The sequence below is a fragment of the Streptomyces sp. NBC_01288 genome, from assembly GCF_035982055.1.
Taxonomy (GTDB): Bacteria; Actinomycetota; Actinomycetes; order Streptomycetales; family Streptomycetaceae; genus Streptomyces.
Map to the genome: position 1 here is coordinate 2,786,712 of NZ_CP108427.1, position 14,952 is coordinate 2,801,663.

Consider the following 14,952-nt stretch of genomic DNA (forward strand, 5'->3'; position numbering starts at 1 on the left):
GTGTCTCACAGGAACCTCACCGCCTCACCGGCGTTCGTCCCCAACTCCCCCGGCATAAGTGGGGTGTCGCAGAACGACCAGCAATACACGGTCAGTTGTGCGCGATCAGTAGTGGTCAGCAGGAGAAGGTCAGCAGTTTCCACGGGGGTTATCGCACCATGCGTTCCACACGTACGTCCGCGTCGTCCCGGCGCGGGCGGCGCACCGGCCTGGTCGCCGCCGGTCTCGTCGCGGCGCTGGCGCTCACCGCGACGGCCTGCAACGGCGACGACTCGGCGAGCGACAAGCCCGCCGCCACCGCCACTCAGGCCTCCGGCCAGGACAAGGGCCGGATTCCGTCGTCCGTCGCCAGCAAACTCAAGGCGCACGGCGTCGATGTCGACAAGTGGGCGGACGGCGGCTGGAAGAACTGGGACAAGGACAAGTGGCTCAGTGAGGCCAAGGACTTCGTCAACCCGGTGATCAAGGGGCTGTGGAAGCCCGAGCGGATGAAGTCCGCCGAGGAGGCCAACAAGACGGTCTCCACTAAGGACGCCGCCGCCGACCAGGGCGTCAGCGACCCGGATCCGGCGCCCGTCGAGGCCGCGGCCGAGAAGACGCCGTACCACCAGAACGCGGCCCCGGTCGGGAAGGTGTTCTTCGACTCCCCCGAGGGTTCGATGGTCTGCTCCGGCACGGTCGTCAAGGACGTCAACCGCCCCGGCAGGTCCAACCTCGTGTGGACGGCGGGCCATTGCGTCCACGCGGGCAAGGACGGTGGCTGGTACCGCAACATCGAGTTCGTGCCCTCGTACAACGACCTCGGCGAGTCCGCCTCCCAGTTGAGCAACGCCTCGGCGTCCGAGATCGCTCCCTACGGCCAGTGGTGGGCGGACTGGGCCTCGACCTCGAACCAGTGGATCCAGGGCGGCTCGGAGACGGGCGGCGCGGGTGCCGCGTACGACTACGCCATCCTGCATGTGAAGCCGCAGTCCGGTTCCAAGTCCCTTGAGGAGACCGTCGGCGCCGCGCTCGACGTCGACTTCTCGGCGCCCTCCGCGACCGAGGTCGGCTCGATGGGCGCCTGGGGCTACCCGGCCGCACCGCCGTACAGCGGGCTGAAGATGTTCAAGTGCCTCGACCGGCCGGGCCGGTTGTCGCTCAGCACGGCCCTGCCGACGATGTACCGCATCGGCTGCACCATGACCGGCGGTTCGTCCGGCGGCGGCTGGTTCCGCGTGGTGGACGGCAAGACGGAGCTGGTCTCCAACACGTCGATCGGCCCGTCCGACAACACCTGGCTCGCGGGCCCCCAACTGGGCACCACCGCCGAGTCCCTCTACGAGAACATGGGCAGGACGTACGGCGGCCGCTGACCCTCACGCACGCGTGCATGCCGAAGGCCCGCCCCCGGGAAGAGAGTTGGGGGCGGGCCTTCGGACTTGCCTTGCTACGACCGTCAGGCCAGCGGTGCCGGGACGTACGGCGCGAGTTCCGCCGCCAGTTCCTCGTGCACCCGGGCCTTGAGCTGGGTGCCCTCCGGGGTGTGCTCCTCGGAGATGACCTCGCCCTCGGAGTGGGCGCGGGCGACCAGCTTGCCGTGGGTGTACGGCACGAGCGCCTCGATCTCGACCGAGGGGCGCGGCAGTTCGCTGTCGATGAGCGCGAGCAGCTCGGCGATGCCCTGGCCGGTACGGGCCGAGACCGCGATGGAGCGCTTCTCGTTCCGCATCAGCCGCTGGAGCGTCAGCGGGTCGGCCGCGTCCGCCTTGTTGATGATGACGATCTCGGGCACCTTGGTGGCGCCGACATCCCGGATCACCTCGCGTACGGCGGCCAGCTGCTCCTCCGGGACCGGGTGCGAACCGTCCACCACGTGCAGGATCAGGTCGGCGTCGCCGACCTCCTCCATCGTGGAGCGGAAGGCCTCGACCAGGTGGTGCGGCAGGTGCCGGACGAATCCGACGGTGTCGACCAGCGTGTACAGCCGTCCGCCCGGGGTCTCGGCCCGGCGCACGGTCGGGTCGAGGGTCGCGAACAGCGAGTTCTCGACCAGCACGCCGGCGCCCGTGAGGCGGTTGAGCAGGGACGACTTGCCGGCGTTGGTGTAACCGGCGATCGCGACCGAGGGCACCTTGTGGCGACGGCGCTCCTGGCGCTTGATGTCGCGGCCCGTCTTCATGTCCGCGATCTCCCGGCGCATCTTCGCCATCTTCTCGCGGATACGACGCCGGTCCGTCTCGATCTTGGTCTCACCGGGCCCACGGGTGGCGAGGCCGCCGCCCGAGCCGCCGCCCATCTGACGGGACAGCGACTGACCCCAGCCGCGGAGCCTCGGCAGCATGTACTGCATCTGCGCGAGCGCGACCTGCGCCTTGCCCTCCCGGGACTTGGCGTGCTGGGCGAAGATGTCGAGGATCAGGGCCGTACGGTCGATGACCTTGACCTTGACGACGTCTTCGAGGTGGATCAGCTGGCCCGGGCTGAGCTCACCGTCGCAGATGACGGTGTCGGCGCCGGTCTCCAGGACGATGTCCCGCAGTTCGTTGGCCTTGCCCGAGCCGATGTAGGTGGCCGCGTCCGGCTTGTCGCGGCGCTGGACGACACCGTCGAGGACGAGCGCGCCCGCGGTCTCCGCGAGGGCGGCGAGCTCGGCGAGCGAGTTGTCCGCGTCCTGGACCGTGCCCGTGGTCCAGACGCCTACGAGTACGACGCGCTCCAGGCGGAGCTGTCGGTACTCGACCTCGGTGACGTCCTCAAGCTCGGTGGAGAGGCCGGCGACGCGGCGCAGGGCCGCGCGCTCGGACCGGTCGAACTGGTCGCCGTCCCGCTCTCCGTCGATCTCGTGGCTCCAGGCGACGTCCTCTTCCATCAGGGCATCGGCCCGAAGACCTTCGGGGTAGGCGTGCGCGAAGCGCTCAGTGTCCTGGGAAGGGGAAGAAGAGGAGGTCATTGGGTCCTTACGTCGATGGGAGTCCTGCAAAGGTCACAACGTGCGAGCGCCTCCGGAGATTCCCGGTGGCTGCCGGATGTGTCCCCCGGTGACCCGCGCCGCCGACCCGACGATGGTCGCACGGCGCGGATCGCCACGTCACTGCCTTATTTATTGCCCGTCACCGCCTCATTTCACCGGTGCCTGCGACTTCCAGTCCGGGTGACCCGGCATCGGCGGGGTCTTCTCGCCGTAGAGCCAGCCCTGGAAGAAGTCGCTCAGGTCGCGGCCGGAGATCGCGGAGGCGAGTTCCTCGAAGTCGGCGGTGGTGGCCGTGCCGTCCCGGTGAACGTTTACCCAGGTGCGCTCCAGGCGTTCGAAGGCCGGGCGGCCGATCTCCTGGCGCAGGGCGTAGAGGGCGAGGGCGGCGCCGTCGTAGACGTTGGGGCGGAAGATGCTGATCTTCTGTCCGGGCGCGGGCGCCTTGGGGAGTGCGGGCGGTCCGCCGGCGGCGCGCCAGCCGTCGGAGGCCGCGTAGGCCGCCTTCATGCGTGTCTCCATCGGCCTGTGCGCCTTCTCTTGGGCGTACAGCTCCTCGTACCAGGTGGCGTGTCCCTCGTTGAGCCACAGGTCGGACCAGGTGCGGGGGCTGACGCTGTCGCCGAACCACTGGTGAGACAGCTCGTGCACCATGATCGACTCGACGTACCACTTGGGGTAGGCGGGCTCGGTGAAGAGATCTCTCTCGAAGAGAGAGATCGTCTGTGTCTCCAGTTCGAAGCCGGTGGACGCGTCGGCCATGAGCAGCCCGTACGTCTCGAAGGGGTACCGGCCGACCTTGCTCTCCATCCAGGCGATCTGGTCGGGGGTCTTCTTGAGCCACGGTTCGAGCTGCTTGGCGTCCTTGGCGGGGACGACGTCCCGCATCGGCAGGTCGTGCGGCCCGGTGCGGTGCAGCACGGCGGAGCGGCCGATGGACACCTGGGCGAGTTCGGTGGCCATCGGGTGCTGGGTGCGGTACGTCCAGGTGGTGTTCCCGCCGACCTTGTCGACGCCCGCCGGCAGTCCGTTGGCGACGGCCGTGTAGGCGTTGGGGGCGGTGACCCTGATGGTGAACATCGCCTTGTCGGAGGGATGGTCGTTGCACGGGAACACCAGGTGCGCGGCGTCGGCCTGGTTGGCCATCGCGAGCCCGTCCTTGGTGCGCACCCAGCCGCCGTCCTGGCCCTTGGCCGACACCGGATCACTGGTGTGCCGCACGGTGATCCGCGTCCAACTCCCCTCGGAAATCGGCCTCTCCGGAGTCACGACCAGATCCTCGCCGGCACTGGCGAAGGTCGCGGGCCGCCCGTCGACCTCGACCGAGTCCACGGTGCCGTGCGCGAAGTCGAGGTTGATCCGGTCCAGCGTCTCGGTCGTCCACGCGTCGATGGTGGTGACGGCCTGGAGCGGCTTGGTGTTGCTGCCGGGATATGTGAACGAGAGGTCGTACGACGCCACGTCGTAGCCCGGGTTGCCCAGCGTCGGGAAGAGACGGTCACCGACGCCCAGGGGCGTGGGCGGCGCACTCGCGGCGACGAGGCAGACGGACACGGCAGAGGCGAGCAGCGCCGCCTTCAGCCGTCGGGAGTTCCTGGTGCGCGACCGGGGAGCCGGATCACCGGAGCCGGTGCGGGGGATGCCGATGCCGGTCGTGCCGGTGCAAGGGGTGAGCAGCATGCACCACCGCTACCAGCGCACACGTACCCCACGGCGCCGACTCGCGCCCGGCCCACTCGAACGGGGTCCTCCTGGGGGCTTACGGGGCGCCGAACACACCGGGGCGTGCGGGCGGGCGCGGGCTTTCCGTGTGCTGGGGGGTGGCATGCCCGCGCGTGCCTCTTTCAGAGCGTCGGGGAGAGGCCTACGCGTGGTTTCAGGCGCCGGGGCACTCAAGTCAGCGCGTCTCAGCGGGCCGGGCCGTTTCGCGCCGGCGCCCGCCTCGGAGCCCCGGCCGTTCAGCGTCGGCACGTCCTTCCAGGGTGCCGGGGACACTCGAATCAGGCACGCCTCAACGGGGCGGACCGTTTCACGGCGGCGCATGTCTCCGAGGACCGGCCGCTCAGCGTCGGCGCGTGTCTGAGAGCTCCGGAGGACTTCACGGCGGACGAGCGTCGCAAAGCCCCCTCCGGGGGAGCTCATGACGGATGCGTATCTCAACGAGGCGGGGCGGACCAAGGCGGACGCGGGTCTCGGAAGTCCGGCCCACGGCTTCAGACGGGGCACACCTCAGAATCCCAGGGGCGGCTCAAGCTGAACGCACGCTCCAGGAGACCACGGTCTATCCAAACCGGGCGCGCACCTCAGCGGGCCGGTGGTGAGGCCGGCGCCCGGCTCGGAGGAACAGAGGCTCCAGGCAGACCCACGCCCCCAGAGGCCCAGGGCAGCTCAAGCCGAGCGCGTATACCGCAGGCCGACCGCAAAACCCACGCCGGCTCAGAAGACCAGGCGCGGCTCCATGCGGGCACACACCTCAGAAGACCAGAGGCAGCTCAAGCCAAGCGCATGGATCGCGGGTCGATGGCGCACCCCACGCCCGTTTCAGGGGAGCAGTGGGGGCTCAAGACAGACGCAGGTCTCCGAAGATCAGAGGCCGCTCAAGCCGAACCCGCACCTCAACGGCCTGGCAGCGCAACCCGCGCCCCGCTCAGAAGGCCGTCGTGTTGTGGTGCTGCGCGCGGCTCACGTCGTAGACGCCCGGTACGTTGCGCATCGCCCTCATGAGAGTCAGGAGGTGCGCGGCGTCCGGGAGTTGGAGTGTGTAGGTGTGGCGGACGCGTTGCTGGGTGGGGGGTTCGACGGTCGCCGAGACGATTTCCGCGCCCTCCAGGGCGATCGCCTCGGTGAGGTCGGCGAGGAGATGCGGGCGGCCGAACGATTCGGCTACCAGCGTGACGCGGCACTCGGTGGTGTCGCCCCAGCGCACTCCGACCTCCGCGCGCCCCACGCTCTTCATGTGCGCCACCGCGCTGCACTCCACGCGGTGGACGGTCACGACGCCGCCGCGTACCGAGAATCCGGTGACCTCGTCGGGCGGTACGGGCGTGCAGCAGCCGGCGAGCCGTACGGTCGCGCCGGGCTGGTCGACGACCGGGGTGGCGGGGGCGTCCCCGGAATTCAGTGTGCCCGGGGTGACTTCGGAGACGGGGGGCGCCGAACGGACGCTCTGCGCCCCCTCGTTCACCGCCGCGCCCTCTCCGTCGTCGCTTCCCGGATGCGCCGCGATCCATCGCTGGATGGCGATCCGGGCGGCGGGCGTGTGCGCGTGCTCCAGCCACTCCCTGGAGGGCTCGGAGGCCGGGTCCTGGCCCATGAGGAGCTGGACGGTGTCGCCGTCCTTCAGAGCCGTGCTGAGCGTCGCCAGGCGGCCGTTGACGCGGGCGCCGATGCAGGCGTGGGCGTCCTCGCCGTACTGCGCGTACGCGGCGTCCACACAGGACGCGCCGTCGGGCAGGCCCAACGTGCCGCCGTCGGGCCGGTACACGGTGATCTCGCGGTCCTGGGCGAGGTCCTCGCGGAGCGTCGACCAGAAGGTGTCGGGATCGGGCGCGCCCTCCTGCCAGTTGAGGAGGCGGGAGAGCCAGCCGGGCCGGGTGGGGTCGGCGCGCTCGCCGTCGTTCGCGGCCTGTTGCTCCTCCGAAGGAGGAGCGTAGGGATTGCCGAGCGCGATGACACCGGCCTCGGCGACCTTGTGCATCTGGTGGGTGCGGATGAGGACTTCGACGACCTGGCCGTCGGTGTGGGCGACGGCCGTGTGCAGCGACTGGTACAGGTTGAACTTGGGTACGGCGATGAAGTCCTTGAACTCCGAGACCACCGGCTTCAGGCAGGTGTGCAGTTCGCCGAGGACGCCGTAACAGTCCGCGTCCTCGTTGACGAGCACCAGGAGACGGCCGAAGTCGGCGCCACGTAGTCGGCCGCGCTTGCGGGCGACGCGGTGCACGGAGACGAAGTGCCGTGGCCGGATGAGGACTTCGGCCTGGATGCCGGCGTCGCGCAGGACGGTGCGCACCTCGTCGGTGACCTCGGCGAGCGGGTCGTCCGTGCGCGAGGCGTTGTCGACGATCAACTCGCGTGTGTGGTCGTACTCCTCGGGGTGGAGGATCGCGAAGACCAGGTCTTCCAGTTCGGTCTTGAGCGCCTGGACGCCGAGCCGTTCGGCGAGCGGAATGAGGACGTCCCGGGTGACCTTGGCGATGCGGGCCTGCTTCTCGGGGCGCATCACGCCCAGGGTGCGCATGTTGTGCAGCCGGTCGGCGAGTTTGATCGACATCACGCGGACGTCGCTGCCGGTCGCGACCAGCATCTTGCGGAAGGTCTCCGGCTCGGCCGCGGCGCCGTAGTCGACCTTCTCCAACTTCGTGACGCCGTCGACGAGATAGCGCACCTCGGCGCCGAACTCCTCGCCGACCTGATCGAGTGTCACTTCCGTGTCCTCGACCGTGTCGTGGAGGAGGGAGGCCGTCAACGTCGTTGTCTCGGCGCCGAGTTCGGCGAGGATCAGCGTCACCGCGAGAGGGTGCGTGATGTACGGCTCGCCGCTCTTGCGCATCTGGCCGCGGTGCGAGGACTCGGCCAGGACCCAGGCGCGGCGCAGCGGTTCGAGGTCGGCGTCGGGATAGTGGGCGCGATGCGCCTCGGCGACATGGCCGATGGCGTCCGGCAGCCGGTCGCGCGCGGTGGGACCGAGCAGGGCGGCCCGGCCGAGCCTGCGCAGGTCGATCCGGGGGCGGGCCTTCCTGCGGGGCACTGTGTTGGTCACAGGGCCTGGGCTCGCAGGGTTCGTGGCCTCCGCACTCATGGGCACCTCCGGCTGCTTGACCGGCGGACGGGTGCCCCATGGCGTACTCGGCTCAGGGGATCTTCGATCCCCCGTCCGGGCCGGTGCTTGATGCTACCGAGCCCACCACGTGCGACTGACCGCCTCTCGCCGAGCGTGAAACGGATCACCCATTCGAGCGAAGGTCGGCAGGTTTACGGTTTTGCGCCACGGCATATCAGGTCAGCCGTGGTTTCCGGCCGCACCGGACGTCGGAGACTTCGGATCAGGGCGTCCGGAGCGGCCAGGACTGCGATTCACCCGTTCAGCGGATGGCGTTTTCCAGCCACTCGGCATCGATCTCGCCTTCGGCGACGATCACCGCGGGACCGGTCATCTCGATCTGACCGTCGGGCCGCTCGGTGATCACCAGCGTTCCACCGGGCACATCGACGGTGTACGTCGCGTGCGTCCCGGTCACGGCAGGGTCGGCGCCGTCTCTGCGGGCGGCGGCCACGGCGACCGCGCACGCGCCCGTGCCGCACGAGCGGGTCTCGCCGGCGCCGCGCTCGTGCACGCGCATGGCGACATGTCCGGGGCCGCGGTCGACCACGAACTCCACGTTCACGCCGTCCGGGTAGGCGGCGGCCGGGCTGAAGGGCGGCGGGGACAACAGGTCGCCGGCCTGCGCGAGGTCGTCGACGAAGGCGACCGCGTGCGGGTTGCCCATGTTCACGTTCCGCGCGGGCCAACTGCGCTCGCCCACGCTCACGTTGACATCCCCTTCGGGGAGGCGGGCCTTGCCCATACCGGTGGTGACGTCACCGTCCTTGGCGATGTGCATGGACTTCACACCCGCGCGCGTGGCGATCGCGAAGTCACCTTCGGCCACATATCCGGCTCGCTGGAGATAGCGGGCGAACACACGGGTGCCGTTTCCGCACATCTCCGCGATCGACCCGTCGCCGTTGCGATAGTCCATGAACCACTCCGCCTCGGCGGCCATGTCCCGCGCCTCGGGGTGCGCGGCGGACCGCACGACGTGCAGCAGTCCGTCGCCGCCGATACCCGCGCGGCGGTCGCACAGGGCGGCCACGGCGGCCGGGGACAGGTCGATGGCGTTCTCGGGGTCCGGGACGATCACGAAGTCGTTCTCCGTGCCGTGCCCCTTGAGGAAGGCGATCCGCGTGCTCATTCCTCGATCGTACGGGGTGGCTATGACAACCCGACGAGCCCGGTGAACGGCTCAGCGACAGAGGTCGGCGCTAGCGGAGCCTGGCCACGCGCCACACGGCCAGGACCACGACTACGGCCACCACCAGGGCGTACGCGATGACGACCCGCCAGTCCGGACGGCGCCCGGAGCCGCGCTGCGGGAAGCCGGGCCAGGTGTAACCGACGCGACGGGCGGCCGTCGTACCCCAGCCGGCCGCGCAGGAGCAGATGAGCAGACCGAGCATGGCGACCACGGCCCCGCTGTCGCCGAAGTCGAAGGCGAGCGGGAAGGCGAACATCAGGGAGCCGACCGCGGCCAGGGCCACGATGGGAGCGAGCTGCCAGATCCGCAGGCGGCGCTGCGGGCGGAGTTCGACCTCGACCTCGGGGCCGGCGAACATCTCGTCGGGCCCGGGACCGTCTGCGGTCACGCCACCCTGGATCTCGTCCGGGCCGTCCGGGCTCAGTCGGCCGTCGGCCTCTTCCGGTTCACCAAGGTCAGCGGTGACCTGATCGATGCCTTCTGCGGTGTCGCGAGGGCCGGCCTCCATCGCCACGCGCCCTCCCAACTCGGACTCCACTTGGTCGATCGAAGCTCGATGATGGCACGCCCCCGGAGGCCGGAACCTCGGCCGGAGCGTCCCGATGCCATGACGTGATCAGGCTGTGACCGGTCGTTCGACCAACGCCAGTGCCAGGTGCGGCAGTTCTGTGAGATCCGCCGCAGCCCCACTCAACCAGTGCACCCGGGGATCGCGTCTGAACCACGAATCCTGACGGCGCGCGAAGCGCTTGGTTGCACGCACGGTTTCCGTGCGCGCCTCCTGTTCCGTGCACTCCCCCGCGAGCGCCGCGAGCACCTGCTGATAGCCGAGCGCGCGGGACGCCGTGACCCCCTCGCGCAGACCGCGCGCCTCCAGCGCGCGCACCTCGTCCACGAGCCCCGCGCTCCACATCCGGTCGACCCGGCGCGCGATGCGCTCGTCGAGCTCGGGGCGCGCCACGTCGACGCCGATCTGGACGGTGTCGTAGATCGAGTCGTGGCCGGGGAGGTTGGCGGTGAAGGGCTTGCCGGTGATCTCGATGACCTCCAGGGCCCGGACGATACGGCGGCCGTTGCTGGGCAGGATCGCGTGCGCGGCCTCGGGGTCGGCGGCGGCCAGGCGGGCGTGCAGGGCACCGGAGCCGCGCAGGGCGAGCTCCTCCTCCAGGCGGGCCCGGACCTCGGGGTCGGTGCCGGGGAACTCCAGGTTGTCGACGGCCCCGCGCACGTACAGCCCGGAACCGCCGACCAACACCGGCCAGCGCCCCTCGGCGAGCAGTGCGTCGATGCGCTCACGGGCGAGCCGCTGGTACTCGGCGACGGACGCCGTGACCGTGACGTCCCAGATGTCCAGGAGGTGGTGCGGGACACCGTCGCGTTCCTCGGGCGTCAGCTTGGCGGTGCCGATGTCCATCCCTCGGTAGAGCTGCATGGAGTCGGCGTTGACGACCTCGCCACCTAGGCGCTGGGCCAGGAAGACGCCCAGATCGGACTTTCCGGCCGCGGTCGGTCCGACGACGGCGATGACTCGGGGGGCGGGGGGTGCGCTGCTCACGTTCCCAGTCTCGCAAACGTCGGACCCTCGCCTCGAACGAGTTACGTGACAGCACGCGCGCGGGGTCGTTGCCCGTTGCGAGGTATCCCGCCGCCGGGTTCTGGAGGCGGTGACCCGGGCGACGCAAACGGACGCACCGGGCTACGCGGGATTTCGCCCGCACGAGTAACGTATGGAGTTGATATGGGCGTTTTTGACCGGATTCTTCGGAGGTCGAAGGCTACGGAGGAGGCGTCAACCGCCGAAGCGGTGGCCGACACGCAGACGGTCGAGGCACTGACGGCCGAAGCGGCGGACGAGGTGTCGGAGACCGAGGCGGGGGCAGGGGTCGAGGAAGCGGCGGAGACGACGGCGAAGGAGGCCGTCCTGACCGGCGAGTCCGTCGACGCTGTCGACAGCGTCGAGATTCCGAAGCAGCAGTCCGCCGAAGTGGCCGCCGACAACGAGGCCGGTGAAGGCGCCCGAACGTAACTGCCCCGCGTGGAAAGGTGAACCATGGGTCTGATGGACAGCTGGAAGGCCAAACTCGCCCCGGCGAAGGACAAGGTCTCGGGCCTCGCGCAGCAACACGGAGGCAAGATCGAGAACGGCCTGGACAAGGCCGCGAAAATGGTCGACGAGAAGACCAAGGGCAAGTACAGCGACAAGATCCAGACGGGCACGGGCAAGGCCAAGGACGCCATGGACCGACTCGCGCACCAGGGCGACACGGGAAGCGCCGGGAGCACGGGGGCGGAGGGCAGCGGCACGACCACGCCGCCGGACCCGACCCCGCCGGCTTCCTGAACGGCACCTGCACATCGATCGGCGGACGGCCGGGGGCGTACGACTCCTCGGCCGTCCGCCGTTTCGTGGGCCGGGGACGGGGGCGGTTCGGATGCCGGAGGGTGGGGTCGATTCAGAGCGGGGTGAGTGGCGGCGACGGCGGTGCGTGGGCGCTGCGGCCGCCTCGGGCCCGCCGCCTGGCGACCCGCGTTGCGCGGTTGCCGCGCTGCCCGTCTGCCGTCTGCCGTCTGCCGTCTGCCGTCTGCCGTCTGCCGTCTGCCGTCTGCGCAACGACTGTGGCCGGCGGGAGTGTGTCACGCGCGCCGGGCGCAGGCATGGGTCACCCCAGGGCGCTCTCAGAGGACTGTCTCCGTTGCCCTCCCCCACCACTACCTAGCTCGCCGGCCCCACCCCACCTGGGGCGCAGCGCATGCCGCATGGCGCAACCCCTCGGCCCGGCGCAACCGCACAGCACCCCGCACACGCAACGCCTAGATCACGCCACGCCCTAGTGACGACGGCGGCCCAGACCACGTCACCCCCGTCTACGGCCTCAGTGCGCCAAGCACCCCGCCCCCGCCGCCCCACGAGCCCGCACCCGCACCTACGACCAGGTAGCGACCACGTACCCGACCCCATACGGCGCGTCCTCGTACAACAACGCCCCGCCGAGGTCCGCCCCCTCCGCCGCGCCCGCGAGCACCTGCCACGGCGCCCGGCCCGACGCCTTCAGCTCGTACGCCAGCTCGGCGTCCAGCGCCTTGACGGCCGCGACGTCCGCCGCCCCCAGCGCACGCGCGACCTCCGCGTCGAACGGTGCCGCCCGCTCGTCGAGATAGCCCGGCGCCTTCAGCGTCCGGCACGCGCTGGCGTCGCCCATCACCAGCAGCGCGACCCGGTCGGCCTGCGCGACGATGTCCCTTCCGGTTTGAATACACCGCTCGGCCTCAAGAGGTTCCCCCACGCCGAGACCTTCGATCGGGGCGTCGGACCACCCCGTGCGCTCCAGCAGCCACGCCGCGACGGCGAGCGAGGGCGGAAGCTCACGCTCCGACGCCGTGCCACTGTCCCCGGGCCCATCCCCGTTCCCGTTCCCACCCAGCCGTACGGCGAGATCCACGCCGAAGCCGCGGAACGAGCCCCGGGTGCCCTCAGGATGCGGCCCGCGCCCGCTCTGCTCGGCGGGCCCGACGACCACCAGGCGGTCGGGCCGGGCGGCGGCGAGCACGCCCAGCGCGTCGGTGCACGCGGCCCGCGCGGCGGCCAGTTCGGGCGCGGCGCCCGCGGCGACCTCGGGGACGAGAAGCGGCGGGCAGGGACAGACAGCGGCGGCTACGAGCATGGCCGGAACACTAACAAGGCGCCCGACAAGTCACGCTGACAGTCCGCATGGCCACACCGTCGACTCGACGTCGATCCGGCATCGGCCCGGCATCGCGCCCAGCGGGACGCGACGACCTCAGTCGCAGCCGCAACCGCTCCCCGTGGCGACCGGCAACGGCGCGGGTGCGCCGATCTTCGGCAGGCCCAGCATCACGCCGGCCGGCTTGGCGGCCTCGGCCGCGTTGCGCTTCTCCCAGGCGTCGCCCGCGCGCGTGGGACGCACGCTCAGGGTGGGGCCTTCGGCGAGGAGGTGGTGCGGGGCGGCGTACGTGATCTCGACCGTCACCACGTCACCGGGGCGGACGTCCTGATCCGGCTTGGTGAAGTGGACGAGGCGGTTGTCGGGGGCGCGGCCGGAGAGGCGGTGGGTGGCGCCGTCCTTGCGGCCCTCGCCCTCGGCGACCATCAGCTCCAGGGTGCGGCCGACCTGCTTCTTGTTCTCGTCCCAGGAGATCTCCTCCTGGAGGGCGACGAGACGCATGTAGCGCTCCTGGACGACCTCCTTGGGGATCTGGTTCTCCATGGTCGCGGCCGGGGTGCCGGGCCGCTTCGAGTACTGGAACGTAAACGCTTGCGCGAAGCGCGCCTCGCGGACCGCGTGCATCGTCTGCTCGAAGTCCTCCTCGGTCTCCCCGGGGAAGCCCACGATGATGTCGGTGGTGATCGCGGCGTGCGGGATGGACGCGCGGACCTTCTCGATGATCCCCAGGTAGCGCTCCTGGCGGTACGACCGGCGCATGGCCTTGAGGATCGGGTCGGAGCCGGACTGCATGGGCATGTGCAGTTGCGGCATCACGTTCGGCGTCTCGGCCATCGCGGCGATGACGTCGTCGGTGAAGTCGCGCGGGTGCGGGGACGTGAAGCGGACGCGCTCCAGACCCTCGATCGCGCCGCACGCGCGGAGCAGCTTGCCGAAGGCCTCGCGGTCGCCGATGTCGGAGCCGTACGCGTTGACGTTCTGGCCGAGCAGCGTGATCTCGGAGACGCCCTCGCCGACCAGGGCCTCGATCTCGGCGAGGATGTCGCCGGTGCGGCGGTCCTTCTCCTTGCCGCGCAGCGCCGGGACGATGCAGAAGGTGCACGTGTTGTTGCAGCCGACGGAGATCGACACCCAGGCCGCGTAGGCGCTCTCGCGTCGGGTCGGCAGCGTCGAGGGGAAGGCCTCCAGGGACTCCGCGATCTCGACCTGCGCCTCTTCCTGCACGCGCGCGCGTTCCAGCAGGACCGGCAGCTTGCCGATGTTGTGCGTCCCGAAGACGACGTCCACCCAGGGCGCCTTCTTCACGATGGTGTCGCGGTCCTTCTGGGCGAGGCAGCCACCGACGGCGATCTGCATCCCGGGGCGCTTCGTCTTCATCGGGGCGAGCCGGCCGAGGTTGCCGTAGAGCCGGTTGTCGGCGTTCTCACGCACGGCGCAGGTGTTGAAGACGACGACGTCCGCGTCCCCGTCCGAACCCTCGGGCGCGCGCACATAACCGGCCCCCTCCAGGAGACCGGAGAGCCGCTCGGAATCGTGAACGTTCATCTGGCACCCATAAGTGCGCACTTCGTACGTCTTGACGTCCACTGCCTCGCTCCGGTCACCGCTGCTCATGTGACAAGGGTAGGCGGTGCCGGGAGTGGCTCTTCCGGCGGCCGAAAACCGCCGTGCCTCACGTCACTCGTCGACCGTGCCCCACCCCTGCTCGCGCAGCACCCCGGAGACGTCCGGCGCCTCGTAGTGCTCCCCCTTGAGCACCTTGCCGTCGGCCCGGCGGGCGATCTCGCCGTCCGGGCCGATCTTGGTCATGTTGGCGCGGTGGATCTCGGCGATCACCGCGTCGAGGTCGACGCCGTGGACGAGGGCTGTGCCGTACGCGACGTAGACGACGTCGGCCAGTTCGTGCGCCAGCCGGTCCAGGGGGCCGCTGACGGAGACCTCGGCGACCTCCGCGGCCTCCTCGGCGAGCAGTTCGCCCCGGTGGGCGGCGAGGTCGGGGGCGACCTCGGCGGGGGTGGTGCGGGCGTCGAGCCCGAAGGCCAGATGGAATTCGCGGACCAGGTCGGCGGGCGAAGAACTCATGCGACGACCCTAATGGCCGCCACTGACACCCCCGGACCGCCAGGGGCTGTCGGACAGATCTGCTCGCAGACCCGGGGCGCATGCACTCCAACCGCACGCACCAGCCCCCTGTCACCCGCGCCGATCAGCCTCCGTCGATTCCCTCCGCCCCGATCCGCCGCACAGCCCCGACCGCCGCCCTGCCCTGGTCACCACCGCGCACGGGCTGGCAGGATCGCGC

At 70.5% G+C, this 14,952-nt stretch carries 12 protein-coding genes; 3 read left to right on the top strand and 9 right to left on the bottom strand.

Annotated elements, in window-relative coordinates:
• Positions 1 to 158 precede the first annotated feature (158 nt).
• Positions 159 to 1,355, top strand: a complete 1,197-nt coding sequence (locus OG194_RS11900) for a trypsin-like serine peptidase (RefSeq protein WP_327400844.1) — start codon at positions 159 to 161, stop codon at positions 1,353 to 1,355.
• Positions 1,356 to 1,438: 83 nt separating this feature from the next.
• On the opposite strand, the gene hflX is transcribed toward OG194_RS11900, so the two are convergent.
• The 6 genes from hflX to miaA form a co-directional block, all read right to left on the bottom strand.
• Positions 1,439 to 2,932 carry a GTPase HflX gene (hflX, locus tag OG194_RS11905; RefSeq protein WP_327400845.1) on the bottom strand — a complete coding sequence of 498 codons (1,494 nt, stop codon included), beginning with the start codon at positions 2,930 to 2,932 and terminating at the stop codon, positions 1,439 to 1,441.
• A gap of 168 nt (positions 2,933 to 3,100) precedes the next feature.
• Positions 3,101 to 4,630, bottom strand: coding sequence for a M1 family metallopeptidase (locus tag OG194_RS11910; RefSeq protein ID WP_327400846.1), 1,530 nt, complete (start codon positions 4,628 to 4,630; stop codon positions 3,101 to 3,103).
• 967 nt (positions 4,631 to 5,597) lie between these two features.
• Positions 5,598 to 7,751: a RelA/SpoT family protein gene (locus OG194_RS11915; protein WP_327400847.1), complete on the bottom strand. Its 2,154-nt coding sequence runs from the start codon at positions 7,749 to 7,751 to the stop codon at positions 5,598 to 5,600.
• Positions 7,752 to 8,034: 283 nt separating this feature from the next.
• Positions 8,035 to 8,904, bottom strand: a complete 870-nt coding sequence (dapF, locus tag OG194_RS11920; protein WP_327400848.1) for a diaminopimelate epimerase — start codon at positions 8,902 to 8,904, stop codon at positions 8,035 to 8,037.
• A gap of 70 nt (positions 8,905 to 8,974) precedes the next feature.
• The gene (locus OG194_RS11925) at positions 8,975 to 9,475 is read right to left on the bottom strand and encodes a hypothetical protein (protein WP_327407040.1); all 501 of its coding nucleotides are present in this window, start codon (positions 9,473 to 9,475) and stop codon (positions 8,975 to 8,977) included.
• A gap of 108 nt (positions 9,476 to 9,583) precedes the next feature.
• Entirely contained in the window at positions 9,584 to 10,522 is a 939-nt protein-coding gene (gene miaA / locus OG194_RS11930; RefSeq protein ID WP_327400849.1) for a tRNA (adenosine(37)-N6)-dimethylallyltransferase MiaA, read from the bottom strand.
• A 249-nt stretch (positions 10,523 to 10,771) separates the two neighbouring features.
• Here miaA and OG194_RS11935 point away from each other — a divergent pair, with 249 nt between their 5' ends.
• Together OG194_RS11935 and OG194_RS11940 are read left to right on the top strand one after the other, a co-directional pair.
• Positions 10,772 to 10,993 carry a hypothetical protein gene (locus tag OG194_RS11935; RefSeq protein WP_327400850.1) on the top strand — a complete coding sequence of 74 codons (222 nt, stop codon included), beginning with the start codon at positions 10,772 to 10,774 and terminating at the stop codon, positions 10,991 to 10,993.
• Between the two features lie 24 nt (positions 10,994 to 11,017).
• Positions 11,018 to 11,308: an antitoxin gene (locus tag OG194_RS11940; RefSeq protein WP_327400851.1), complete on the top strand. Its 291-nt coding sequence runs from the start codon at positions 11,018 to 11,020 to the stop codon at positions 11,306 to 11,308.
• 583 nt (positions 11,309 to 11,891) lie between these two features.
• On the opposite strand, the gene OG194_RS11945 is transcribed toward OG194_RS11940, so the two are convergent.
• The 3 genes from OG194_RS11945 to OG194_RS11955 form a co-directional block, all read right to left on the bottom strand.
• Entirely contained in the window at positions 11,892 to 12,629 is a 738-nt protein-coding gene (locus tag OG194_RS11945; RefSeq protein WP_327400852.1) for a class III extradiol dioxygenase subunit B-like domain-containing protein, read from the bottom strand.
• Positions 12,630 to 12,746: 117 nt separating this feature from the next.
• A complete protein-coding gene (gene miaB, locus OG194_RS11950) occupies positions 12,747 to 14,264 on the bottom strand; it encodes a tRNA (N6-isopentenyl adenosine(37)-C2)-methylthiotransferase MiaB (RefSeq protein ID WP_327400853.1) in 1,518 nt (505 codons plus the stop codon).
• 63 nt (positions 14,265 to 14,327) lie between these two features.
• Positions 14,328 to 14,732 (bottom strand): MazG nucleotide pyrophosphohydrolase domain-containing protein, encoded by a 405-nt coding sequence (locus tag OG194_RS11955; RefSeq protein WP_327400854.1) that lies wholly within the window; start codon positions 14,730 to 14,732, stop codon positions 14,328 to 14,330.
• Between the last annotated feature and the right edge of the window lie 220 nt (positions 14,733 to 14,952).

Bases quoted from the DNA above. Each gene is read 5' to 3' on its own strand.
- OG194_RS11900 (WP_327400844.1), top strand. From the start codon at position 159: ATGCGTTCCACACGTACGTCCGCGTCGTCCCGGCGCGGGCGGCGCACC.
- OG194_RS11910 (WP_327400846.1), bottom strand. From the start codon at position 4,630: ATGCTGCTCACCCCTTGCACCGGCACGACCGGCATCGGCATCCCCCGC.
- OG194_RS11940 (WP_327400851.1), top strand. From the start codon at position 11,018: ATGGGTCTGATGGACAGCTGGAAGGCCAAACTCGCCCCGGCGAAGGAC.
- OG194_RS11915 (WP_327400847.1), bottom strand. From the start codon at position 7,751: ATGAGTGCGGAGGCCACGAACCCTGCGAGCCCAGGCCCTGTGACCAAC.
- OG194_RS11955 (WP_327400854.1), bottom strand. From the start codon at position 14,732: ATGAGTTCTTCGCCCGCCGACCTGGTCCGCGAATTCCATCTGGCCTTC.
- dapF (WP_327400848.1), bottom strand. From the start codon at position 8,904: ATGAGCACGCGGATCGCCTTCCTCAAGGGGCACGGCACGGAGAACGAC.
- miaB (WP_327400853.1), bottom strand. From the start codon at position 14,264: ATGAGCAGCGGTGACCGGAGCGAGGCAGTGGACGTCAAGACGTACGAA.
- hflX (WP_327400845.1), bottom strand. From the start codon at position 2,932: ATGACCTCCTCTTCTTCCCCTTCCCAGGACACTGAGCGCTTCGCGCAC.
- OG194_RS11945 (WP_327400852.1), bottom strand. From the start codon at position 12,629: ATGCTCGTAGCCGCCGCTGTCTGTCCCTGCCCGCCGCTTCTCGTCCCC.
- OG194_RS11925 (WP_327407040.1), bottom strand. From the start codon at position 9,475: ATGGAGGCCGGCCCTCGCGACACCGCAGAAGGCATCGATCAGGTCACC.